The following is a 25,569-nucleotide window of genomic DNA, read 5'->3' on the forward strand; positions in this document are numbered from 1 at the left end:
TGAGGAGATAATTAATGGATTTAAATGAACTTCGAGGGGATATAGACAGAATTGATTCGGAGCTTTTATCGCTTTTTGAAAAAAGAATGAAGATAAGCGAGAAGGTAGCTGAGTATAAGATAGAGACAGGAAAAAGTGTCTTTGATAAAGACAGGGAGAGGGAGAAAATTGAATCCTTTAAAGCCCTTGCAAGTGATGAAGACAATAAAGCTGCTGCCGGTGAATTCATTGAAAGAATCATGGAGATAAGCAGGAAAAGGCAGTACGAAAGACTAAGTGAAAATGGGGTTACAGATCTGGGAGCAATCGATGACCCGATACTTGATAAAAGCGGCGCGGGTGATTTTTTTGATGTCGATGATGATTCACTTATTTTATACAGGAATGCCACAAAGCAGCAGATTGACTTAAGAGACAGCCTTGTGATTCTGTCAGACAAAAAGGCAGCAGATGCTCTGTTTGACATCAGGGAACAAAAAAAGCTTATACATAAATGCATGAATATTCTTATAGATGAATCAGCAAGAAGAGGCTTTAACGGCAACCTATGGCACACCTTTCTGGCACTTCTTCTGGTATCTGATGAGAATGCCTTCAGCATGGCAGATGAAATGAGGGGCGATACCGGAGGAACCATAAGAGAATTGGCACTTCATGATCTGAAATGTTTCAGAAGATGGTTCGACATCGATTTTTCGGAGATGATTGAAAGGCTTCACGTGCCTGAATTTTCCGCACTTTTCTCATTTGAAGTAAGCTCCACCAAAAGTAAGGTGTTTAATACCAGGGTGAGGGACAGAATATGCGGCCTTGCCAAAGATCTTGCAAAATGCAGCGATGCTGAGGCGATGCTGGATGAACTTGCACTGTTTTACAAGCACTACGGAGTAGGTAAGTTTGGCCTCCACAAAGCCTTCAGGGTAAGACATGAAGAACCTCAGGCAGTCGTTGAACCAATTAGAAATATCAGACATGTACAACTCTCGGATCTTGTGGGATACGAAATTGCCAAGCAGAAGCTCGTTGAAAATACCGAAGCCTTCGTTGCAGGTAAAAAGGCAAACAATTGTCTGCTCTACGGTGATGCCGGAACCGGCAAGTCTTCCTGCATCAAAGCAATTGCGAATGAATACTTTGAAAGAGGTCTGAGAATAATTGAAATTTACAAGCATCAGTTCAAGGATTTGAATGATGTCATTGCCCAGATAAAGGGAAGAAACTATAAGTTCATTATTTACATGGATGATCTTAGTTTTGAGGAATTCGAAACTGACTACAAATATCTGAAAGCTGTAATAGAGGGCGGACTTGAGAAAAAGCCTGATAATGTCCTTATCTATGCAACCTCTAACAGAAGGCATCTTATTCGTGAGAGCTTTAAGGATAAGCCTGCTGTACTTGATGATGACCTTCATAGAAATGACACTGTTCAGGAAAAATTGTCCCTTGCGAACAGGTTCGGAGTAACCATATACTTTGGTGCACCGGAGATGAAGGAATACGATGAAATAGTAAGTGTACTCGCTGAGAGGAATCAGATAAAAATGCCAAAGGAGCAGCTGATAGAAGAGGCGAGAAAATGGGAGATGAACCATGGCGGTCTCTCCGGACGTACAGCCCAGCAGTTTATCGATTATTTATTGGGTAAATAAACGATAATTTGAGAAACGTCCTGTTACTGTGAACACCTTATGGTATGAACAGCAGCAATGTGCCCCAATGATTTTGGTTAAAACTGTTATTTACAGATGAGGAGGGATTTATTATTTATGGCGACAGATGTTTTTGCGGCTATAGATCTCGGCTCTTACGAGCTTGAAATGAAAATCTATGAAATGTCACAGAAAAAAGGCGTTAAGCAGATCGACCATGTAAGGCACAGAATCGACCTGGGAACAGAGACCTACGCTACCGGGCAGATTTCAGCTTATCACATGGACGAGCTTATCAGAATCCTTACGGATTATAACAAGATCATGGAAGGATATGGTGTGACACGTTATCAGGCGTACGCGACAAGTGCCTTGAGAGAGACCAGGGATAACGACACGGTTCTGGAGCTTTTGCGTCAGAGAACCGGCATCGAGATTGACATCATTAGTAACTCTGAGCAGAGATTTCTGGACTACAAATCTGTTGCACTAAATAATGAACGATTTTTCAAATTCCTGGAAAAGCCTACGGCTATCGTGGATGTTGGAGGCGGTAGTATTCAGATATCTCTTTTTGATAATGATACTCTGGTTACAACTCAGCAGCTAAGACTCGGAGTTCTGAGGCTTTATTCAACCATGCAGCATATCCAGCCTCCCCACAGCAAATATCCGATGCTTGTCCGGGAACTGGTAGAGTCCCAGCTGAACGTTTTTGCTAAGATGCATCTTAAGGACAGAAAGGTAGAGAACGTTATTCTTCTGGATGATTATGTATCGCCTGTCCTTCAAAGAGTTAATCTTGGCATGGATGAAAAGTCCTACGCTTCAGCGAGAGTATTTGTGGACTACATAGGGACTCTTGCAGGCAAGTCCCTGACGGATACAGCGAAAAAGCTTGGACTTGCACAGGACAATATTATGCTTATGTATGTTTCCGGACTATTGTTGAGTAATATCCTGTCAGTTCTTAACGCAGAGACTATATGGGCTCCCGGTGGTACACTTTGCGATGGTATTGCATTCGAATATGCTGAGAGGAAAAGGTTCCTCAGGAGCTCTCACAATTTCGAGCAGGATATAGTTGCATGTGCACAGAATATTTCCAGAAGATATATGGGCAGTAAGTCCAGAAGTGAAACCCTTCAGACAATTGCACTTAATATTTTTGACAGTATGAAAAAAATACACGGTCTCACCAAAAGAGATCGTTTGCTCCTTCAGATATGCACGATATTACATGATTGCGGAAAATATATAAGCATGGTAAATCTTGGAGACTGTTCCTATAACATAATAATGTCAACCGAGATTATAGGACTGTCCCACCTTGAGAGGTCAATAGTTGCCAATGTTGTAAGGTTCAATCATGATGACTTTGAATACTATAAGGACGGCGGCTATAGATTTCATGGAATAGATCATGATGCTTATCTGACGATAGCCAAACTCACTGCGATTTTAAGAATTGCCAACGGCCTTGACAGAACCCATAAACAGAAATTCAAAAATGTAAAGGTTGCTGTTAAGGATAAGGAGCTTGAGATAACGGTGGACACCATGGCTGATATATCCCTTGAAAAAGGCTTGTTTGGTCAGAGGGGAGGCTTCTTCGAGCAGGTTTACGGACTTAGACCGGTTATCAGACAAAAACGTTTCTGATATTTTTTCTTGAATTTTGGAAACAAATAATAATTTGAACACCCTTTTAGAGGGAATTTTAGCAAAGCAAAGGGATGAGGGTTACCTATGTCAGCAAAAAAGAAAATTGAAACAGTATCAAACAAAATAAATTTTTACAATGATGAGTATTACATTAACAGAGAGCTTAGTTGGCTTCAGTTTAACAGCAGATGTCTCTCTGAAGCAAAGGATAAAGCAACACCGCTTTTTGAAAAGCTGAAGTTTTTAAGCATCACTGCGAGCAATCTTGATGAGTTTTTCATGGTCAGGGTCGCATCATTGAAGGATATGATAAATGCAGGCTATAAAAAGCCTGATATAGCAGGCATGTCTCCTAAGGAGCAGCTTGATAAGGTTACGGAAGCCGTTCATGAATTCCAGAATGAGCAGTACAGGGTATATAACCACATGCTGCTTCAGGAACTGGCAGATAACGGGATTCAGATAGTCAGAGAATATGACAAATTAAACAGTGAAGAAGCGGACTATATTGACAGGTATTTTGATGACTTTGTTTATCCGGTTTTGACACCGATGGCATATGATTCATCAAGACCGTTCCCACTCATAAGGAATAAGACACTTAATATCGGAGCTCTTGTAAAAGGAAAAGAGAGCAACGAAATGGAATTCGCCATGGTTCAGGTTCCTTCGGTTTTGCCCAGAATCATGGAGATTCCGGAAGTCAGCGGTGTAAGGAAAATCATGCTCCTTGAGCAGATTATTCAGAGAAATATCCGCAAGCTTTTCCTTAATTATGATATTGTGTGCTGCTATCCGTTTAGAGTTGGACGTAACGCCGACCTTTCCATTGATGAAGATGAAGCTGAGGATCTCTTAAAGGAGATTGAGAAGCAGCTAAAGAGGCGCCAGTGGGGACAGGCTATAAGGCTTGAGATTGAGAAAGGTTTTGATAAGCGCCTTCTTAAAATCCTTACGGATGAGCTTAAGGTGGAGCAGCGTGAGATTTACACTATAGATGGTCCGCTGGATCTTACATTCCTGATGAAGATGTATGGAATAGAAGGATTTGACTATTTGAAGGAGCACGGTTATAATTCTCCTGCTCCGGTGATACAGCTTCCTTCTGATAGGGATATTTTCGAGTGTATAAGAGAGGGTGACATTTTAATGCATCATCCTTATGAAAGCTTTGATCCGGTTGTAAGATTCGTTGAAGCAGCAGCATCAGATCCTGCAGTTCTGGCTATCAAGCAGACTCTATACAGAGTAAGTGGTAATTCACCTATTATTGCTGCGCTTGCGAAGGCAGCAGATAACGGTAAGCAGGTATCTGTACTTGTTGAGCTTAAGGCCCGTTTTGATGAGGAAAATAATATTGTCTGGGCGAAGATGCTTGAGAAGGCAGGCTGTCATGTTATCTATGGACTTAAGGGCTTGAAGACCCATAGTAAGATAACACTCGTGGTGAGAAAAGAAGAGGACGGCATCATGCGTTATGTTCATCTTGCTACTGGTAACTATAATGATTCTACTGCCAAGTTATATACGGATGTGGGAATGTTCACATGTGCAGAGGCTTATGGTGAGGACGCAACGGCGGTATTTAATATGCTGTCAGGTTACTCTGAGCCGGCAGTATGGAACAAGCTGACACTTGCACCATTGTGGCTTAAGGACAGAGTCCTTGATCTCATTAAGCGTGAAGCTGATCATGCGAGAAATGGTGAGCCTGCTCATATTATTGCCAAGATGAATTCCATATGTCATAAAGATGTCATTGCTGCCCTCTATGAGGCCAGCAGCGCAGGAGTAAAGATTGATCTGATCGTAAGAGGAATATGCTGTCTAAAGACAGGAATTCCCGGTGTCAGCGAGAACATAAATGTTCGCTCAATTGTTGGTAATTTCCTGGAGCACAGCAGAATCTTCTACTTTGAAAATGGAGGAAGTCCTGAGTATTATGCATCCAGTGCAGACTGGATGCCCAGAAACCTTGAGCGAAGAGTTGAGATTATGTTCCCGGTTGAGAATCCCGGACTGAGGGAAAAGCTGTGGCATATACTGGACACGGAGCTTCATGATAATGTCAAAGCACATATCATGAACAAGGAGGGACAGTATGTGAAGGTGGCTAAGAGAGGCGATCTGATCAATTCGCAGAAGATTTTCGGCAAGGAAGCTACAGAGCTCAGTAAGCCCAAAAACATCGCAGAGAGCAGGGTCTTTGAGCCTGAATATCGCGATGATCATGGCCTGTAATTTAGTTTTGGCAGAGCACTTGGCAAAGTTATTTTAAGCCTGGTACAAGCCATTAAAATCCATCTGGTCAGGTGTTTTTGAATCTGGCGAAATTTTAACTTAGTTAGGAATTAGATATGCGTTATATACTTGCTTCCGGCTCTCCAAGGAGGCGTGAACTTCTTGGAAGCCTTGGTTTTAAATTTGAAATAATCCCTGCAGAAGGTGAAGAGATTATTACAAGTGAGGTACCTTCCGAGGTTGTCACTTCATTGGCAAATCAGAAGGCTAAAGAGATTTTTCATAAAGTTTTAAGAGATAATAAAGATACCCTCGTTGTAATTGGTTCAGATACCGTTGTATCATATAAAGAGAAAATACTTGGTAAGCCCAAGGATAAGGATGATGCCAGGAAAATGATAGAATCTATTTCAGGCGACACCCATGAGGTATACACAGGAGTATCGGTAATTTATGGTACTTCCGGTGAAGAAAAAGAATTCACTTTTTATGAATGTACCAAGGTAAATGTTTATCCCATGGATGAAGATGAGATAGAGGCTTATCTAAATACTGACGAACCTTATGACAAAGCCGGTGCCTATGGAATCCAGGGACTTTTTGGAAAATTTGTCCGTGGAATAGAGGGAGATTACAATTGTGTTGTTGGTCTTCCGGTTGCACGACTTTATTTGGAAATGAAGAAACACAGATTAATTTAAACAAAACGCATGTCTTTTAATGAAATTTGGACATGGGAGAAAGAGAGTATCTATGCACGAGTATGACGATGCCGTACTAAATTGCTTTTTGGAGAATCAGGGACAGCTTTTTTCTGAGAATGTTGCCGAGAGCCCTGAAGAGGCCGAGGCTTTTCTTGAGGACTGCATGGCAGTAGTTGTTAATTCACCTGAGGAAGTAGAAGAGTACTTTGAAGAAGCAGGTCTTGATCCTGGGGATGGAGACGTTATGGAAGCTTCAGAAGTATTTGATGTAGGTGACGGAAGATATCTTATTGTTGAAGGATAATGGCTGTGATTTGAGAAGAATCATAACAAGGATTTGATAAGAATCATGACAATAAACTTTATGCTTCATATTTTTATTTGAACAGAACACCAATGAGGTTTCCGTAGGTCTTTACTAATACTGGTGAAGTACTACGAGTTAGCAGGTGCTTATGAAATTTAAGTATTGCAGAATTCAGGGAAAAGAACTTGCGGCAAATACCAGAACCGGAAAGGGCATATTCAGTATGCTCAATCAGATGGTGACAAATGGTGTTATGGATGAAGAAGATATTGGTCTTTTTAAGGAGATAGACTCCTGGTTTGCAGAAGAGCTTCCCTGGCCACCTCAGTGTAAAAGGCAGGAAAGTGTTATATGCTACTTTAAAATGGAAAACACCGAGATGATGATGAAGATGGTAAATCCGCTTCTGTGGCTGCTTGAGCGTTATAAGCATCCATATTATGTGGTATATACCAATTTTCCCGGAGAGATAGTTTATGAGGACGAGTATCAGATTGTAGTAAAGGTCGATGAAAATGTAGTTATTGAAGACCTTCAGTCTAACTGGTCTCCAGAGGATTAATCGAATTATTCGTAGCATGGTTTGTCTGCAGAAAGCTTTAAATAAATGCAAATAATCAGATTATTCTGATTAAATAAAACTATGTAGTAAATAAAAGGGGGATTTGCTATGGTAGGAATTGCACTTATTATTCTTGGAGTAGTTTTTTTATTTGCCGGATTGTATCACGTTTTTATAAAAACGCCGAGAACAAGGGCACAGTTTGAGCGAAGAACAGCAAAAACAAGTGGTACAATAAGTGATGTGATTGTCAAAACACACAGAACCAAAAAGAGAAACCGTCCGGGGTATAATGAGACACACACTTATAAGATATCCTGCAACTATACAGTTAACGGCAAGGATTATATACTTCACAATATACCTGCTGTTTCACAACCAACTGTGGGAGATGGAGTGGACATCTCATATAATCCTGAAGAACCGGATGATGCTCATGTTGATCAGTATACTGCAGATCCTGATGCGAATAAAAAGGGCGGACTGATAATATTAGGATGTTCAGTTGTCATGATAGTATTAGGAGCAATAATCCAATTTGTCAAATAGTAAAGTAAAACAGGGTAACGCCATATGATAATGGTATTACCCTGTTATTAGTTTTAGTGGAAAACATAGCGAGGCTTTATCAAGTCTGTTGGAGTTTGTTTCATAGTAAATCTTAGAGAGACTTTATCGAGCCTGTTGTAGCTTGTTTCATAGGAAATCCCATAGGATTTCATGTCTTAAAGAAAAACTCAAATATTATCAAGTATAATCGGTACAAGTCCGTCATGATTGTTATCAGATTTTGTTATAACATCAGCAACATCCTTAACCATTTCAACGGCGTTTAGCATTGCTACGCCGAGGCCTGCAGCTTCAATCATGGAAATATCATTTTCCTCATCACCTGCTGCAATTGTGTTTTCAATAGGAATGCCAAGGTGATCGGCAAGTCTCTTAACCGCACTTCCTTTTCCTGCTTCGGAGTTGAAAATCTCAAGGTAATATTGATTGGAAAAAAGAAGAGTAAGTCTGTCGCCGGCCATTTCCATGACTGCATCCTTGAATCTTTCTATTTTAGCTCTGTCATGAAGCTCTATTCCTATGATTTTGCAGGGAACATCACTAAGAGCAGAACATATATCCTCTGTTATGATATATGGCGTTTTTATGACATGTCTGTAAAATTCCAGTTCATCATCCTCTGCAGGGCTTACAAGATGTGTATCATTGTATGTGTGACAATGGATACCATATTCTTTTGCAAGTGAGAAAATCTTAGGCACAAGGTCGAAAGGGACTCCTGTTCTGTAAACATCTTTTTTGGCATCACAGTCGTAAATCTGTGAACCGTTATATGCAACCAGATAGCTTCCGGGGAAGAAGAGGTTATTTTCCCTTTGGGCAAACATTGCACTGTCCAATCCACGCCCTGTATTAATTGCAAAATGATTACCTGCAGCAGTGAATTTCACAAGCGCATCCATTGTAGCAGGAGACACCTTTTTGTCATTTGTTAATAGAGTTCCATCCAAATCTGTGAAAAAAAGCTTACTCATTTCAGACTACTTCCATAAGTTCAATCTTAAAGTTCAATTCTTTTCCAGCCATCTCATGATTTGCATCAAGAGTTATTGTGCTGTCAGTTTTTTCAGTTACAACTACAGGAATCGGTCTTCCAAACATATCCTGAAGATATACCTGCTGACCTACTGTGAGGTCTTCAGAACCGGGGAGCTCAGAAATCTCGGTTGTCATGATGGCATTGGGATTTCTCTCGCCATATGCTTCAGAAGGATCAAGGTGGATTTCAATTGTTTCACCAACCTCCATATTTGCAACGGCAGCATCAAAACCGTGGATCATCATACCTGCTCCGCATACAAATTCAAGAGGCTCGCCTCTGTCGTAGGAAGAATCAAACTGGGTACCATCATTAAATGTACCTACATAATGAGTACGGCAGGTTTTTCCAACATTTTTACCTTCAATGGCAGGAGCAGAGTGGCAACCATGGCATCCGCCGCATCCGCCACCGCAGCCTTCCTCATCATCGCCGCATCCGCAAACTTCGTCATCGCCGCAATTACAGGATTCATTATCACCACAGTCGCAGGATTTTTCATCACTGTTACTATTGGCTGCATCATTTGCATCTGACTCGGAATTATGGCCACCGCAGGAATGACCTTCACCATGACCTCCACAGGAGTGTCCATCCTCATGATCGTGACAGCTATGGCCTTCACCGTGATGGTTACAGTTGACACCGGTGCTTTCAAGTTCACCATTAAGATAAGCTGTTACGACTTCATCAGTATCTCCTGAAGCACCTGCAACAACCTCGATTCCGTTATCATTTAAAGCCTGCATAGCACCACCACCGATGCCACCGCATATAAGAACATCAATTTCTTCACTTGCAAGAAGACCTGCCAAAGCGCCATGGCCCTGTCCATCAGAACCGATAACCTCTGATGATTTTACGTTGCCTTCTTCAACTTCATATATTTTAAACTGCTCGGAATGTCCAAAATGCTGGAACACTTCACCATTACTATATGTCACTGCTATTTTCATAATTTCTTCCTTTCTGATAGTTCACAATTACAAGATATTAACATATTTGAAATGTTTAATCAAATTTGGTTTTTATTTGAACAGAGCATTTATAAGGTATTATAATAATTCTAAACTGATAACCTTAATTCGAAAGAGAAAATGCTTATGAAAATAGTTGATTTACATACTCATTCAACTGCTTCTGATGGAACCTATTCTCCCACAGAGCTGGTAGATTATGCTGTTGAAAAGGGCTTGTCAGCCCTTGCTCTTACGGACCACGATACGGTATGGGGATTATCTGAAGCCATGGAGAGAGGAGAGATGTATCCTGATCTTGAGATTATTCCGGGCATCGAGTACTCCACAACCAGAAACGGGAAAAATGTTCATGTTGTTGGACTTTACATTGATTACCAGGATAAGAAATATCAGGCTAGTCTGAAAGGATTTATTGATTCAAGAGTAAACAGAAACCGCAAGATGTGTGAGAAACTGACTGAAGCCGGTTTCCCTGTTACATTTGAGGAATTGGTTGATATGAATCCTGGTGCTGTTATTACAAGAGCACACTTTGCGAAATTTCTTTATTCCAAAGGATATGTAAGTAGCGTGAAGGAGGCCTTTGACAGATATGTTGGAGACCACTGCCCATGCTATGTTCCCAGAGAAAAAATCACGCCGCAGATGGCGGTGGAGCAGATTTTATCTGCTAATGGTGTGCCTGTTCTGGCTCATCCGGTTTTGTATGGACTTGGAAAGGATGAGATGGATAAGCTTGTTCACGAGCTTAAGGACGTTGGACTTGTAGGTATTGAGGCACTTTATGGCACGTATACTGCCCAGGATGAGCGGGATATAAAGGCCCTTGCAAAAAAGTATGACCTTCTGATCAGCGGTGGTTCTGATTTCCATGGTGCTAATAAGCCGCACATTGATTTGGCTGTGGGCACCGGAAGAATGGTTGTACCAATGGAGGTGTTGGATAAAATCAAGGAATATGCGGGGAAGAACTAATCCTGAAAAAGCAAAGCCTGGCAATAAAAGTCAAAAATGAAATTAACAGAAATTGAAAGGTTTTTCAGTATTAGATTCTGGCAATAATAAGATAAAAATAAAATTCATAAATGAGATTAGATAAATAAAATCAGATAAACAAAATTAGATAAATAGAATCAGATAAGAGGATAATTTTTGGATAAAGATTTGGGGCATATTTTTATCCAGGGGATAGAAAAAAAGTTTTTTGGGGGAAAATCTATAATGAAATTGAATTATAAGAGAACAATACTAATCGGATTGGCTTTCATGTCGATCTGTTCATTCTGGCAATTCTACGATAACGAAATCCCAAAGATTTTGACATATCATTTTGGTCTCGGCGAGACCTGGACAGGCGCTATTATGGCACTTGACAATATTCTTGCTCTTTTCATGTTGCCTGTTTTTGGTTCCATTTCAGATAAAGTGGACACGAAAATAGGAAAAAGAATGCCTTTTATTCTTATTGGAACATTTGTTTCATCAGCACTGCTCATATTGCTTATATATGTTGCACATGTAAGCAGCAACCTGGCGCTTTTTATTGCAATTCTGTTTTTTCTTCTGTTATCAATGGGAACCTACAGGTCACCTGCAGTTGCACTTATGCCTGAATTGACGCCTGCAGTCCACAGAAGTAAGGCTAATGCCATTATCAATTTAATGGGAACACTTGGGGCAGTATATACCCTGGTTATGATAAAGATGCTTCTTAAATCTGCTGAAAATGAAGCGGACACCAATTATATTCCGCTCATGCTGTCGCTTGTAATTTTTATGGTTCTTACAGTGATGATCCTCTTTATCACAATTCCTGAAAACAAGCTTATAACAAAGGTCAGAGAGGGAGTTGATGACTTTGATGGAGAGGGCGGAAGGCTAAATGACAATGATCATGAAAGGATAAAGGATTTAGCGTCTGTTGATGCAAGTGATTCTGATAGGGCTACAGTAAGTAATTCGGTCAGTGCCAGGATAAGTGATGCTGAAAAAAATACAGAAAGTAATTCCGTTAATGATGCAAAAGGCGATTTGCTTACAAAAGATGTTAAGAGAAGTATGCTCTTTCTTCTCCTCTCGGTATTTCTATGGTTTACGGCGTATAATGCTGTGACCACTGCCTTTTCAAGATATGTGGGTGAAGTCTGGGGACTTCGTAACGGAGCTTATGCCGATTGCCTTATGGTAGCAACTGTTGCCGCGGTACTGGCGTATCTTCCTATTGGTAATCTTTCAGCAAAAATAGGGCGAAAGCTTACAATTCTTATGGGTGTGGCTTTAATGGTTTTGTGTTATCTTGCAGCTGCACTTATGCCTCAGTACAATCCGATAATGAATTTTTATTTTGGATTGATAGGAATTGGCTGGGCAGCGATTAATGTTAATTCATATCCAATGGTTGTTGAGATGGGCAGAAGCTCAGTAATAGGAAAATATACAGGTCTTTACTATACCTTTTCAATGGCAGCACAGGTATTTACTCCTATTTTCTCAGGATTTCTGTTGGAACATGTGTCTTATAGAACATTGTTTCCTTATGCAGTGGTATTCTCAATGCTTGCATTTATTACCATGCTGATGGTCAGGCATGGGGATACTAAACCCTTAAAACGCAGGACACCTATTAAGGTTGAGAAAATCTGACGGATGAATTTCTGTGGTTCATTTCCTTTTTGATTATAAAAAAGACATAGGATTCATCGTAAGATGAAGGCGGGATTTTGAATGTTTTTCCTTAATGCGTTCAAAAGTCATATTTCCACTTGTTTTCATTTATATTCGAAACTGTAACGTATAAAAAATACCCTCCTTACCGGTTTTGCTCGGTAAAGAGGGTATTTCAATAATTATAATGTTTTTTCTATCAATAATTATAATGTTTTTCCTGTCAATAATTCATATGCTTCTTCATATTTAGCAATTGTCTTATCGATTACATCTGAAGGAAGATTGTAGTCACAATCAGGATTAGCCTTGAGGTAATCTCTGACAAATTGCTTATCAAAGGAAGGTTGAGATTTTCCGGGCTCGTAACCTTCTACAGGCCAGAAACGGCTGCTGTCAGGTGTAAGCATCTCATCTGCAAGTACAACCTCGCCATTTTCATTAAGTCCAAACTCGAACTTGGTATCAGCGATGATGATTCCGCGTGTAAGAGCGTAATCTGCACACTTCTTATAAAGAGCTATAGTGTAATCGCGAAGTTTCTCTGCATATTCCTGACCATGTCCGGGGAAGTCTCTTTCAAGAACTTCTACAGATCTCTCGAAATCAATGTTCTCGTCATGATCACCGATTTCTGCTTTGGTAGAGGGGGTGTAGATAGGTTCAGGAAGCTTGTCACATTCCTTAAGCCCTTCAGGGAGCTTAATACCGCAGACAGTTCCGTTCTCCTTATAACTATTCCAGCCGCTACCTGTAATATAGCCACGAACAATACATTCGATGGGAAGCATAGTAAGCTTTTTGCAGAGCATACTGTTACCGGTAAACTGTGGACTTCTGAAAAACTCAGGCATATCAGCTGTATCTGTGCTGATCATGTGGTTGTTAACAATATCTTTGGTATAGTCAAACCAGAACTTTGACATCTGTGTGAGAACAGTACCTTTTTTCTCAACTTTGTTCTTGAGAATTACATCAAATGCGGAGATTCTGTCAGTTGCTACCATAATAAGTGCATCACCAACATCATAAATCTCACGAACCTTACCTTCTTTTACCGGACTATATTCCTGCATAATTATCCTCCCTTTGGCTTTAACTGTGATTTACAATTTAATGATTTATGAATGATAATGAAAATCTTTCATAAATCTTTAGATTCCTGAACGCATATTATGTGTGTTCAGGAATCTTAGATAAAATGATATTAATCATCATTATCTTCATCTTCATTAGTACTGTATACAGTACGCTTTCTTGCCATAGCATCACTTTCAAGATACTCATCGTAAGTAGAGCGCTTGTCGATAAGTGAGCCGTCAGGCAGGATCTCCATTATTCTGTTAGCTGTTGTCTGAACAACCTGGTGATCACGGCAGGCAAATAGCTCAACGCCGGGGAACTTGATCATACCCTGGTTAAGTGCCGTGATTGATTCCATATCAAGGTGGTTTGTGGGCTCATCGAAGATAAGGCAGTTGGCACCGCTAATCATCATCTTACTGAGCATACATCTTACTTTTTCACCACCGGAGAGGACTTTGACCTTTTTAACACCATCCTCACCTGCAAAGAGCATACGGCCAAGGAATCCGCGGACATAAGTTACATCCTTTATTTCAGAATATCCTGTGAGCCATTCTGTGATTGTATAGTCATTATCAAATTCTTTAGTGTTGTCCTTGGGGAAGTAAGCCTGTGATGTTGTTACGCCCCATTTGTATGTTCCCTCATCAGGCTCAATTTCACCTGTAAGTATCTGGAACAGAGTGGTTTTTGCAAGCTCATTACCGCCTACAAATGCGATTTTGTCATCATGCTGGACAACAAAAGAAATGTTATCAAGAACTTTTTCACCATTAATAGTCTTGCTGATGCCATCTACTGTAAGGACTTCATTACCGATTTCTCTGTCAGGTCTGAAGTCGATGTAAGGATATTTCCTTGATGAAGGCTTAATGGTATCAAGCTCGATTTTTTCAAGGGCCTTCTTACGGGAAGTAGCCTGCTTACTCTTACTTGCGTTAGCAGAGAAACGAGCGATGAACTCCTTCAATTCCTTGATCTGTTCTTCCTTCTTCTTGTTGGCTTCCTTCATCTGACGGATCATCAGCTGTGATGACTCATACCAGAAGTCGTAGTTTCCGGCATAAAGCTGCATTTTGCCATAATCGATATCAGCAATATGTGTACATACTTTATTCAGGAAGTAACGATCGTGGGATACGACGATGACTGTATTCTCAAAGTTAATGAGGAATTCCTCAAGCCATGCAATAGCGTCCATGTCAAGGTGGTTGGTAGGCTCGTCCAGAAGAAGAATATCCGGATTACCGAAAAGTGCTCTTGCAAGAAGTACCTTAACCTTCTGATTACCGTCAAGCTCCTTCATAAACTTGTAGTGAAGATCGGTATCAATACCAAGACCATTAAGAAGGCTCTCGGCATCTGACTCAGCTTCCCATCCGTTCATCTCTGCGAACTCGCCTTCAAGCTCGCTGGCGCGGATACCATCTTCATCAGTAAAATCTTCTTTTGCGTAAATAGCATCCTTTTCCTTCATTATTTCGTAGAGGCGGGCATTACCCATGATGACAGTATCAAGTACTGTGAACTCATCATATTTAAAGTGATCCTGCTCAAGGAAGGAGAGACGCTGACCGGGAGTTATTACTACATCGCCGTTTGTGGTCTCAAGTCTGCCGGATAATATCTTAAGAAAAGTTGATTTTCCGGCGCCGTTGGCACCGATGATACCGTAACAGTTACCCTCGGTAAATTTTATATTTACATCTTCAAACAGAGCCTTTTTTCCGACTCTTAATGTGACATTGTTTGCACTTATCATGCTTAGGATTCCTCCAAATGTGTTTCTACTATAATTATGTAACCAACATGGTATTATATTTGATACATTTGAAAAAAGCAATTAAATAAAAATAATTTACATTTTATAGCAAAAAGGTGGAAAAACATCGAAAAAATTGTGAAAAAAGCCTTGACATTTTATTTTTTTATACTTGTAAAAATTTGCGTTAGATATTAAAATACTCTAGGCGTTTTAAATAAGAAAAGTATATTAGGAAGTCAGGTAGTTACTTTGAGGGTTTTGCTTATAGTTGTTATTTTACTAATTCTTTACCTATTGGCCATTATGCCACGTATGTTTGGAAGACCTTCTGCGGACAGACTTCTTAAACAGAATCTTTATGCGCACAGAGGATTGCATGATAACAGGACTACAGCTCCGGAGAATTCCATGGCTGCATTTAAAAAGGCTGTTGATGCGGGGTATGGAATAGAACTTGATGTTCAACTCTCTAAGGATGGGGTTCCGGTTATTTTCCACGATTTTACATTGGCAAGAGTTGCCAGATATGAAGATGAATGCATTCCTGAAGATGCAGTACGCAATGAGGATGGCAGTATAGGTGTCGCCGGTAAGGTAATTGATTACACCTATGAGGAACTGCAGCAATTTCATTTACTTGATTCAGATGAGAAGATCCCGAAGTTTGAAGATTTTCTGAGAATGGTAGATGGGAAGGTTCCGCTTATCATCGAACTGAAGATTGAATTATTTGATACAACAGTTTGTCCTGTAGTTGACAATATGCTTCGTAATTATAAGGGAGTTTATTGTATCGAATCCTTTAATCCTTTAGGACTTTGGTGGTATCGCCGGAATCATAAGGAGGTATTCAGAGGTCAGCTTTCAGAGGAGTTTTTCAGAGAGCCTGAAACACTTTGGCATACACCGCTTTATTATTTACTGGCGTTTCTTATTTTTAACTTTCTGACTAAGCCGGATTTTGTTGCATATAATCATAAATATGCCGGGAATCTGTCTAGAATGATTTGCCATGGCTTATATAGGAATACTGCTGCAGCCTGGACTATTAAGTCCCAGGAAGAGCTTGATAATAATCGCGGAAGATTTGAGATTTTTATTTTTGAGGGATTTATCCCTGCATAACTTTTGGTAATTGCTATGCTATTCATAGTTAATTATAAATTTGTAACATAAATGGAAAGGGTTTTACCGAATCGAATAATCGGTAAGAAAGGTAGTGAAATGGCGAAAAAATACGTTTACATGTTCAGCGAAGGCGACATGACCATGAGAAACCTTCTTGGCGGTAAGGGTGCTAACCTCGCTGAGATGACATCAATCGGACTTCCTGTACCTCAGGGCTTCACAATTTCTACAGAAGCTTGTACACAGTACTATGAAGATGGTCGTAAAATCAACGACGAGATCATGGCTCAGGCTATGGAAGGCGTTAAGAAGATGGAAGAGATCAACGGCAAGAAGTTTGGTGATCTTCAGAATCCTCTTCTTGTATCAGTTCGTTCAGGTGCTCGTGCATCAATGCCTGGTATGATGGATACAATTCTTAACCTTGGTCTTAATGACGAGGTTGTAAATGCAATGATCAAGGGCAATCCTGATCCTGCATTCGAGCGTTTCGTATATGATTCATATCGTCGTTTCATCCAGATGTTCTCTGACGTTGTTATGGAAGTTGGTAAGAAGTACTTCGAGCAGCTCATCGACAAGATGAAAGAGCAGAAGGGTGTTAAGTTTGACGTAGACCTTACAGCAGCAGATCTTAAGGAACTTGCTGAGCAGTTCAAGGCTGAGTACAAGAATCAGCTTGGTACAGATTTCCCTTCAGATCCTGTAGAGCAGCTTAAGCTTGCTATCGAGGCTGTATTCCGTTCATGGGATAACCCTCGTGCTAACGTTTACCGTCGTGACAATGATATCCCTTATTCATGGGGAACAGCTGTTAACGTAATGCCTATGGTATTCGGTAACCTTAATAACGAGTCTGGTACAGGTGTTGCATTTACACGTGACCCTGCAACAGGTGAGAATAAACTTATGGGTGAGTTCCTTATCAACGCTCAGGGTGAGGACGTAGTTGCTGGTGTTCGTACACCTATGCCGATCGCTCAGATGGAGAAGGAATTCCCTGAAGCATACGCTGAGTTCATCAAAGTTTGTGATACTCTTGAGAACCACTATCACGATATGCAGGATATGGAGTTCACAGTTGAGAACAAGAAGCTTTACATGCTTCAGTGCCGTAATGGTAAGAGAACAGCTCCTGCTGCTCTTAAGATCGCTTGTGACCTTGTTGATGAGGGACACAAGACTCCTGAAGAAGCTGTAGCAATGATCGATCCTCGTAACCTTGATACACTTCTTCATCCTCAGTTCGACGCTGCTGCTCTTAAGGCTGCTACTCCTATGGGTAAGGGTCTTGGTGCATCACCCGGTGCTGCTTGCGGTAAGGTTGTATTCACAGCTGATGACGCTGTAGCATGGGCTGAGAGAGGTGAGAAGGTTATCCTTGTTCGTCTTGAGACATCACCTGAAGATATCACAGGTATGAAGGCTGCTCAGGGTATCCTTACAGTTCGTGGTGGTATGACATCACACGCTGCCGTTGTTGCTCGTGGTATGGGTGAGTGCTGCGTTTCAGGTTGTGGCGACATCAACATGGACGAAGAGAACAAGAAGTTCACACTTGCTGGTAAAGAGTTCCACGAAGGAGACTTCATCTCAATCGACGGTACAACAGGTAACATCTATGATGGCGTTATCAAGACTGTAGATGCTCAGATCGCAGGCGAATTTGGCCGTATCATGGATTGGGCTGACCAGTTCAGAAAGCTTAAGGTTCGTACAAATGCTGATACACCCGCTGATGCTAAGAAGGCTCGTGAGCTTGGTGCTGAGGGTATCGGTCTTTGCCGTACAGAGCACATGTTCTTCGAGGAAGACAGAATTGCTGCATTCCGTGAGATGATCTGCTCAGATACAGTAGAAGAGAGAGAAGCTGCACTTGAGAAGATTCTTCCTTATCAGCAGAACGACTTCAAGCAGCTCTATGAAGCACTTGAGGGATGCCCTGTTACAATCAGATTCCTTGATCCTCCGCTTCATGAGTTCGTTCCTACAACAGAAGAAGAGATCAAGAAGCTTGCTGATGCTCAGAACAAGAGCGTTGAAGACATCAAGGCTATCATCGCTTCACTTCATGAGTTCAACCCTATGATGGGTCACAGAGGATGCCGTCTTGCAGTTACATATCCTGAAATTGCTAAGATGCAGACAAAGGCTGTTATCCGTGCAGCACTTGAGGTTCAGAAGGCTCATGCTGATTGGAATGTTAAGCCTGAAATCATGATCCCTCTTGTATGTGAAGTTAAAGAGCTTAAGTTCGTTAAGAAGGTTGTATGTGAGACAGCTGATGCTGAAATCGCTGCAGCTGGTGCTAAGCTTGAGTATGAGGTTGGTACAATGATCGAGATCCCGAGAGCTGCTCTTACAGCTGACGAGATCGCTAAGGAAGCTGATTTCTTCTGCTTCGGTACAAACGACCTTACACAGATGACATTTGGATTCTCTCGTGATGATGCTGGTAAGTTCCTTAACGCTTACTATGATGAGAAGATCTTCGAGAACGATCCTTTCGCTAAGCTTGATCAGACAGGTGTTGGTAAGCTTATGGATATGTCACTTAAGCTTGGTAAGCCCGTTAATCCTAACCTTCACGTTGGTATCTGCGGAGAGCACGGTGGAGATCCTTCATCAGTTGAGTTCTGCCACAAGATTGGTCTTGACTATGTTTCATGCTCACCTTTCCGTGTACCTGTTGCTAGACTTGCAGCAGCTCAGGCAGCTATCGCTAACAAATAATATTCGCGTTAATCGCGTTATGTACTCGGCTTAATAAAGGTCGGACACTATTCATTATGGATATGTGTCCGGCCTTTCATACATTAATCAATCTTATTAAATGCTACTCAAAATTTAGAGATATTTTTATGTTTTCTAACTTTTTTGATATAGAATACAGGTAAAACAGATATAATATTGTTATCGTTAAAATCCGATAGGTACTTGTTTGGAAAATATGGGATTTCTGGCATTTTACACTTTCAGATGGGAAGCGATAAAAAGATATTTCATTTTTAAAATTGGAGGGTTAATACATGGAGAAATGGACACGCGTTAAGTATCATCCAAATCTGCCACTCAGAGAGGATGGTTGCAAGGTTACTGCATCTAAGGAGCATATTGAGATATCCAAAAATGCAGCTAAAGAGGGTATGGTCCTGTTAAAAAATGATGGTGAAACATTGCCGCTTAAAAGAGGACAGAGGATCGCTCTTTTTGGAAAAGCTACTATAGATTATGTTAAAGGTGGTGGCGGAAGTGGTGATGTCACTGTTCCTTATGTAACAAATCTTGCAGAAGGGTTTAATAAGTTGCCGGGACAGGTGTCGTTATTTAATGATTCCGTTTCATTTTATGAGGATTATGTATCTGCTAAGTATAAGAAAGGAATTCTTCCGGGGCTTATAGCAGAGCCTGAAGTTCCACAGGATCTTTTTGCTAAGGCCAGAGCCTTTACAGATACAGCAATTGTTTCGTTTAGCAGATATTCCGGAGAGGGCTGGGACAGAAAGAGTGATAAGGTTATTGACCGTAAACTCAAAGATGTTGACCAGGAGCTTATTGATATAACGGATAAGCTTTTTGAGCGCGGAGATTTTTATTTATCCAAGGCAGAAAAGAAACTACTGGATGACGTAAGAAAATCCTTTGATAAGACTATCATAGTACTTAATATTGGAGGCATGTTTGATGTTTCCTGGATCAAAGATAGTGAAGATATAAGTGCTGCGCTCATTGCATGGCAGGGAGGCATGGAAGGCGGACTTGCAACAGCAGAGCTTCTTTGCGGACTTGGCAATCCCAGTGGTAAGCTCTCGGATACTTTTGCAAAAGATTTGGCGGATTATCCCGGAACAGAGCATTTCCATGACTCTGATGATTATGTAGAGTATGAAGAAGATATTTATGTGGGCTACAGATATTTTGAAACCATGAAGGATGCAGCTAAGAAGGTAGTTTATCCTTTTGGCTATGGACTTTCATATACCGAATTTAGTTTAAATCACATCAAAGTCAGTGATGATGACGGTAAGATATCGGTTAAGCTGAATGTTACAAATATCGGTAACTGCGCCGGTAAGGAAGTAGTTCAGGTTTATTTTAGTGCACCTCAGGGTAAACTTGGTAAGCCTGAAAGACAGCTTATAGGCTTCAAGAAAACGGCAGAGCTTTTGCCGGGACAGACACAGAGAATAATTATCGAGTTTTCAGCAGATGAAATGGCTTCCTATGATGACCTTGGAAAGGTTAAGAAGTCTGCTTATGTGCTTGAAAAGGGTAAATATAAATTCTATGTGGGCACAGATGTAAGAAATGCTAAAAAGGTAGATACCGAGTATACTTTGGATGATAACAGAGTAGTCCTTCAGCTTACAGAGAGAATGGCTCCTGCAGCTCTTACTAAGCGTCTTCTGGCTGATGGTTCCTATGAGATGCTTCAGCAGAGAGATATTACAAAATATAATGAGAATGTGCTTAGAGATATGCCATGTGAAGAGCCTGATTTACCGACTCCCAGAGTTCGACCGGAAGGACCAAGATGCTGCTTTAAGCCATCAGAGAAACCTCAGCTCATCGATGTCTTTAATGGTAAACTTTCACTTGATGAATTTGTGAAAGCACTTTCTGATGAGGATGCTGCATGGCTTGTAGGAGGTCAGCCTAATGTCGGCGTAGCCAATACCTTTGGATATGGTAACAACTATGAATTTGGTATTCCTAATGTTATGACAGCAGATGGCCCTGCAGGTCTTCGTATTCAGCCACAGGTCGGGGTGAAGACTACTGCATTTCCTTGCGCAACACTTCTTGCCTGCACCTGGGATCCGGATATAACCGAAAAGGTTGGTATCGCCGGAGGTGAGGAAGTAAAAGAGAACAATATTGGTGCATGGCTTACACCTGCTATAAATATTCACAGATCACCTCTTTGTGGAAGAAATTTCGAGTACTATTCAGAGGATCCATATCTTACAGGAAAGATGGCTGCAGGAATGGTCCGTGGAATTCAGAGTAATAATGTTGCAGCTACGGCTAAGCATTTCGCATTGAATAATAAAGAGACCAACCGTAAGAACAGTGATTCCAGAGCTTCTGAGAGAGCTATAAGAGAAATATACCTGAAGGCCTTTGAGATTGTTGTAAAGGAATCACATCCCTGGAGCATTATGACTTCCTACAATATTATTAATGGAAGACGTGCTTCTGAGAATGAGGATTTGCTGAATGGAATTCTTAGAGGTGAGTGGGGATTTGATGGAATGGTTACAACTGACTGGTGGACCTTTGGTGAAAACTATAAGGAATGTAAAGCCGGAAACGATATGAAAATGGGCTGTGGCTATCCTGATAGAATATTGGCAGCACTTGAAAAGGGCGCTATATCCAGAGATGAGCTTAATACAGCAGTTAAAAATATCCTCACACTTATATTGAGAATTGATTGATGCTGAAGTGGCATGCATGGCATGATGAAAGTCTTTTCCAATAAAAGCTGCGTTCGATAAATTTATTATGATACAGAAATCCCCGGGCATATGCCCGGGGTGATATATTTTACGATTGATCTTTTACCACTACTTTTCCTCCGTTCTTCACACTATCCTGTTGAAGAAGCTCAATGGCGGAGGCTGCAATTTCGTAATACATTTCTGCATTATCCTTCAATTCAGCCATTTTTTTCATATTATTTTCGCAGAATTTTCTGGCTTCTGATATATCAGTCTGAGAGAAAACTTTACTGCCGCAATAAAGAGTTCCTGTAGTTGAATCGAAGTGTGAAGCTTCCTTCTTTTTTTCTCCACTCATGCCCATAACACCTGCGAGTGAACGAATCAAATCTTCACGATTACCAGCCATAGTTATCCTCCATATAAAAAATATCCGAATAAAACTTTAAATATATTTTCGCACAGAGGGTTTTATTTGACTATAAACTACTTATAATAAAATTATTAAAAACTTAAGAAAAGGGGAAAAGTTTTGGATATAGCTGTATTTAGCGACATTCATGGAAACAGTGCGGCGCTTCAGGCATGTATCGACTACTGCATGGGGAAGGGGATTACAAATTATATTCTGCTGGGTGATTTTATTTCTGATTGTCCAGGTGTAAAAAAGACCATGGAATTAATATACGTTTTAAAGCAGTATTTTACTTGCTATATAGTTAGAGGAAACCGAGAGGAATACATGCTTAATTATAGAAAAAACGGCGAAACTGGGTGGGAGAAAGGATCCGGGAGTGGAAGTCTTTTGTTTACATATGAGAGGCTTACTGACAAGGATTTTAATTTTTTTGACAGCTTACCTATATATGGAATCTGGAATCCCAAAAAGACCATGGGTTTTGAATATTGCCACGGCTCACCGACTTCAGCATCTGAGCTTTTATTTGGGGATAAACGTAATACGAAGAAAATAATGAATAAATTGAAGACGGATATTCTTTTTCATGGGCATACGCATGTGCAGGAAAGTTTTTTATATAGGGGGAAAAGGGTCGTTAATCCAGGCGCTCTCGGGCTTCCAAGAAATAAGAATTGTTTTGCTGAATTTGCCATAGTGCACAGTGGAAGAAGTGGCTGGGAGGAAGAGCTCATTCAGGTAAAATATGACAGGCATGCGTTAATAAAAGAGTTTCAGACAAGTGGACTTATGGAATATGCGCCGGCCTGGGCGGCAGCAACAATGCATACCATAAGGACCGGTATAGATTTAAGTGAAGCAATTCTCTTGCAGGCAATGCGATTATGTGAAGCCGAAAGAGGAATAGTCAGATGGCCGGTGATTCCGGAGAAGTATTGGGCAGAGGCATTAAAGCAAAATTTCATTGATCTTGCAGGCAAGGATATACCAAAACCAAGGAATAATGATTGATGTTTTTCAAATTATTGCTGTCAGGGGTATTGATTTTTTTAATGTGTGTGGTAATATTATGTCTAGTGATTAGCACTCAAAACTAATGAGTGCTAACAATTAAAAATAGCTTATTAGAAAATGATAATATAAAGGAGGCAATTGTAATGAAGTTAGAACCACTTGCAGACAGAGTCGTACTTAAGGCACTTGAAGCTGAGGAGACTACTAAATCAGGAATCGTACTTCCAGGTGCTGAGAAGGAGAAGCCCCAGCAGGCAGAGGTTATTGCTGTTGGACCCGGAGGTATCGTGGATGGTAAGGAAGTTAAGATGCAGGTTAAGACCGGTGATAATGTAATTTATTCAAAATATGCTGGAACAGAGGTTAAGCTTGATGATGTAACATACATCATTGTTAAGCAGAATGATATCTTAGCTATCATCAAATAATTGGATTTATATAGAGCCTGATGAAGGTAATATAAAAAACGGAGGCAAATAGAAATGGCAAAGACAATTAAATATGGCGCTGATGCCCGCACAGCTATGGTTGAAGGCGTTAATAAGCTTGCAGATACAGTAAGAGTAACAATTGGTCCTAAGGGAAGAAATGTAGTTCTTGATAAGAGCTATGGTGCTCCTACAATCACTAACGACGGTGTTACAATCGCTAAGGAGATCGAGCTTGAGGATGCTTATGAGAACATGGGCGCTCAGCTTGTTAAAGAAGTTGCTACAAAGACTAACGATGTAGCAGGTGATGGTACAACAACAGCTACAGTTCTTGCACAGGCTATGATCAATGAAGGTGTTAAGAACCTTGCTGCAGGTGCTAATCCCATCGTACTTAGAAAAGGTATGAAGAAGGCTACAGATGCTGCTGTTCAGTCTATCAGCAAGATGGCTACTAAGGTTAAGGGTAAAGATCAGATCATGAGAGTTGCAGCAGTTTCATCAGGTGATGATGAAGTTGGTCAGATGATCGCTGATGCAATGGAGAAGGTTTCAAACGATGGTGTTATCACAATCGAGGAATCCAAGACAATGCTTACAGAGCTTGACCTTGTAGAAGGTATGCAGTTTGATCGTGGATATATCTCTGCTTACATGGCTACAGATATGGACAAGATGGAAGCTAACCTTGATGATCCTTATGTTCTTATCACAGATAAGAAGATTTCAAATATTCAGGATATCCTTCCTCTTCTTGAGCAGATCGTTAAGACAGGTGCTAAGCTCCTTATCATCGCTGAGGATGTTGATGGTGAAGCTCTTACAACACTTATTGTTAATAAGCTTCGTGGTACATTCAATGTAGTAGCTGTTAAGGCTCCCGGCTATGGTGACAGAAGAAAGGCTATGCTTGAAGATATCGCTATTCTTACAGGCGGTAAGGTAATCAGCTCAGATCTTGGTCTCGAGCTTAAAGATACAACTATGGATGATCTTGGTCGTGCTAAGAGCATCAAGGTTGAGAAGGAAAAGACAACAATCGTTGATGGTCTTGGCGAGAAGAGTGAGATCGAGGCTAGAATCGCTCAGATCAAGAAGCAGATTGAAGATACAACATCTGATTTCGATAAGGAAAAGCTTCAGGAGAGACTTGCTAAGCTCGCTGGCGGTGTTGCAGTTATCAGAGTTGGTGCTGCTACAGAGACAGAGATGAAGGAAGCTAAGTATCGTATGGAGGATGCTCTTAACGCAACCAGAGCTGCTGTTGAAGAAGGTATCATCTTTGGTGGTGGTAGTGCATATATCCACGCTTCTAAGGAAGTTGCAAAGCTTGCTGATACACTTGAAGGTGATGAGAAGACAGGTGCTAAGGTAGTTCTTAAGGCTCTTGAAGCTCCTCTTTACCACATTGCAAACAATGCAGGTCTTGATGGATCAGTTATTGTTAACAAGGTTAAGGAATCTGAGCAGGGTATTGGTTTCAATGCATATTCAGAAGAGTATGTAGATATGGTTAAGGATGGTATCATCGATCCTGCTAAGGTTACAAGAAGTGCACTTCAGAATGCTACATCAGTAGCATCAAGCTTCCTTACAACAGAAGCTGCAGTAGCTACTGTTAAGGAGCCCGTACCTCCGATGCCTGCAGGAAACCCTGGAATGGGCATGATGTAATCTGACATTTAAATAGAAATTATTGAAGACGGCCAGCTTATGTGTGATAAGTTGGTCGTCTTTCTTTATATCTAGTGCTACTGTCATCAAATAAGTCGACTTTATTACTTGTCTAAATTGTCTTCTGCTGCGTTGGCGTCAATCGCCGTACCGCCCGGTACGACTCATTCCTCCGCCTTGCAGAAGAACAATGTATACTTCGTAAAAAGTCGAGGTATTTAATGA

General features: G+C 40.8%; 20 protein-coding genes and 1 pseudogene. 16 read left to right on the plus strand and 5 right to left on the minus strand.

Annotated elements, in window-relative coordinates; translation table 11 throughout:
• Positions 1 to 14: 14 nt before the first annotated feature.
• The 8 genes and pseudogenes from G622_RS27040 to G622_RS0112775 all read left to right on the plus strand — a co-directional run.
• Positions 15 to 254: pseudogene (locus G622_RS27040) on the plus strand (chorismate mutase); the annotation flags it as partial.
• Between the two features lie 63 nt (positions 255 to 317).
• The gene (locus tag G622_RS0112745) at positions 318 to 1,652 is read left to right on the plus strand and encodes an ATP-binding protein (protein ID WP_044957657.1); all 1,335 of its coding nucleotides are present in this window, start codon (positions 318 to 320) and stop codon (positions 1,650 to 1,652) included.
• Positions 1,653 to 1,769: 117 nt separating this feature from the next.
• A complete protein-coding gene (locus G622_RS0112750) occupies positions 1,770 to 3,314 on the plus strand; it encodes a Ppx/GppA phosphatase family protein (RefSeq protein WP_026511038.1) in 1,545 nt (514 codons plus the stop codon).
• An 87-nt stretch (positions 3,315 to 3,401) separates the two neighbouring features.
• Positions 3,402 to 5,558, plus strand: a complete 2,157-nt coding sequence (locus tag G622_RS22865; protein WP_044957639.1) for an RNA degradosome polyphosphate kinase — start codon at positions 3,402 to 3,404, stop codon at positions 5,556 to 5,558.
• A 116-nt stretch (positions 5,559 to 5,674) separates the two neighbouring features.
• Positions 5,675 to 6,259, plus strand: a complete 585-nt coding sequence (locus G622_RS0112760) for a Maf family protein (protein ID WP_026511039.1) — start codon at positions 5,675 to 5,677, stop codon at positions 6,257 to 6,259.
• A 52-nt stretch (positions 6,260 to 6,311) separates the two neighbouring features.
• Positions 6,312 to 6,566: a hypothetical protein gene (locus G622_RS0112765; RefSeq protein WP_026511040.1), complete on the plus strand. Its 255-nt coding sequence runs from the start codon at positions 6,312 to 6,314 to the stop codon at positions 6,564 to 6,566.
• Between the two features lie 151 nt (positions 6,567 to 6,717).
• Positions 6,718 to 7,131 carry a hypothetical protein gene (locus G622_RS0112770; protein WP_026511041.1) on the plus strand — a complete coding sequence of 138 codons (414 nt, stop codon included), beginning with the start codon at positions 6,718 to 6,720 and terminating at the stop codon, positions 7,129 to 7,131.
• 108 nt (positions 7,132 to 7,239) lie between these two features.
• A complete protein-coding gene (locus G622_RS0112775) occupies positions 7,240 to 7,680 on the plus strand; it encodes a DUF3592 domain-containing protein (protein ID WP_026511042.1) in 441 nt (146 codons plus the stop codon).
• 188 nt (positions 7,681 to 7,868) lie between these two features.
• Here the strand turns inward: G622_RS0112775 and G622_RS24710 are convergent, their stop codons facing one another.
• Together G622_RS24710 and G622_RS0112785 are read right to left on the minus strand one after the other, a co-directional pair.
• Positions 7,869 to 8,675 carry a Cof-type HAD-IIB family hydrolase gene (locus G622_RS24710; RefSeq protein ID WP_049945845.1) on the minus strand — a complete coding sequence of 269 codons (807 nt, stop codon included), beginning with the start codon at positions 8,673 to 8,675 and terminating at the stop codon, positions 7,869 to 7,871.
• Between the two features lies 1 nt (position 8,676).
• The gene (locus tag G622_RS0112785) at positions 8,677 to 9,696 is read right to left on the minus strand and encodes a NifB/NifX family molybdenum-iron cluster-binding protein (protein WP_026511043.1); all 1,020 of its coding nucleotides are present in this window, start codon (positions 9,694 to 9,696) and stop codon (positions 8,677 to 8,679) included.
• Between the two features lie 147 nt (positions 9,697 to 9,843).
• On the opposite strand from G622_RS0112785, the gene G622_RS0112790 reads away from it, so the two are divergent.
• Positions 9,844 to 10,695: a PHP domain-containing protein gene (locus G622_RS0112790; protein ID WP_026511044.1), complete on the plus strand. Its 852-nt coding sequence runs from the start codon at positions 9,844 to 9,846 to the stop codon at positions 10,693 to 10,695.
• A 246-nt stretch (positions 10,696 to 10,941) separates the two neighbouring features.
• On the plus strand, positions 10,942 to 12,363 hold the full coding sequence (locus G622_RS0112795; protein WP_044957660.1) for an MFS transporter: 1,422 nt from the start codon (positions 10,942 to 10,944) through the stop codon (positions 12,361 to 12,363).
• 227 nt (positions 12,364 to 12,590) lie between these two features.
• Here G622_RS0112795 and G622_RS0112800 read toward each other — a convergent pair whose 3' ends face one another.
• Positions 12,591 to 13,460 carry a phosphoribosylaminoimidazolesuccinocarboxamide synthase gene (locus G622_RS0112800; protein WP_026511046.1) on the minus strand — a complete coding sequence of 290 codons (870 nt, stop codon included), beginning with the start codon at positions 13,458 to 13,460 and terminating at the stop codon, positions 12,591 to 12,593.
• A gap of 131 nt (positions 13,461 to 13,591) precedes the next feature.
• Positions 13,592 to 15,232, minus strand: a complete 1,641-nt coding sequence (locus tag G622_RS0112805) for an ABC-F family ATP-binding cassette domain-containing protein (RefSeq protein WP_026511047.1) — start codon at positions 15,230 to 15,232, stop codon at positions 13,592 to 13,594.
• Positions 15,233 to 15,484: 252 nt separating this feature from the next.
• Between G622_RS0112805 and G622_RS0112810 the strand changes: the two genes are divergently transcribed.
• From G622_RS0112810 to G622_RS0112820, 3 genes are all read left to right on the plus strand, one after another.
• Positions 15,485 to 16,360 carry a glycerophosphodiester phosphodiesterase family protein gene (locus tag G622_RS0112810; RefSeq protein WP_026511048.1) on the plus strand — a complete coding sequence of 292 codons (876 nt, stop codon included), beginning with the start codon at positions 15,485 to 15,487 and terminating at the stop codon, positions 16,358 to 16,360.
• A gap of 99 nt (positions 16,361 to 16,459) precedes the next feature.
• Complete coding sequence (ppdK, locus tag G622_RS0112815) at positions 16,460 to 19,096, plus strand: pyruvate, phosphate dikinase (protein ID WP_026511049.1); 2,637 nt, start codon at positions 16,460 to 16,462, stop codon at positions 19,094 to 19,096.
• A 296-nt stretch (positions 19,097 to 19,392) separates the two neighbouring features.
• On the plus strand, positions 19,393 to 21,804 hold the full coding sequence (locus G622_RS0112820) for a glycoside hydrolase family 3 protein (RefSeq protein WP_026511050.1): 2,412 nt from the start codon (positions 19,393 to 19,395) through the stop codon (positions 21,802 to 21,804).
• Positions 21,805 to 21,913: 109 nt separating this feature from the next.
• Here the strand turns inward: G622_RS0112820 and G622_RS0112825 are convergent, their stop codons facing one another.
• On the minus strand, positions 21,914 to 22,216 hold the full coding sequence (locus G622_RS0112825; RefSeq protein WP_026511051.1) for a hypothetical protein: 303 nt from the start codon (positions 22,214 to 22,216) through the stop codon (positions 21,914 to 21,916).
• Between the two features lie 123 nt (positions 22,217 to 22,339).
• Between G622_RS0112825 and G622_RS0112830 the strand changes: the two genes are divergently transcribed.
• From G622_RS0112830 to groL, 3 genes are all read left to right on the plus strand, one after another.
• Positions 22,340 to 23,236, plus strand: a complete 897-nt coding sequence (locus G622_RS0112830) for a metallophosphoesterase family protein (RefSeq protein WP_026511052.1) — start codon at positions 22,340 to 22,342, stop codon at positions 23,234 to 23,236.
• 146 nt (positions 23,237 to 23,382) lie between these two features.
• Positions 23,383 to 23,667, plus strand: a complete 285-nt coding sequence (locus tag G622_RS0112835; protein WP_026511053.1) for a co-chaperone GroES — start codon at positions 23,383 to 23,385, stop codon at positions 23,665 to 23,667.
• Positions 23,668 to 23,721: 54 nt separating this feature from the next.
• Positions 23,722 to 25,344 carry a chaperonin GroEL gene (groL, locus tag G622_RS0112840; protein WP_026511054.1) on the plus strand — a complete coding sequence of 541 codons (1,623 nt, stop codon included), beginning with the start codon at positions 23,722 to 23,724 and terminating at the stop codon, positions 25,342 to 25,344.
• Positions 25,345 to 25,569 lie beyond the last annotated feature (225 nt).

Origin of the sequence: Butyrivibrio sp. LC3010 (assembly GCF_000424385.1) — a bacterium.
Lineage (GTDB): Bacteria > Bacillota > Clostridia > Lachnospirales > Lachnospiraceae > Butyrivibrio.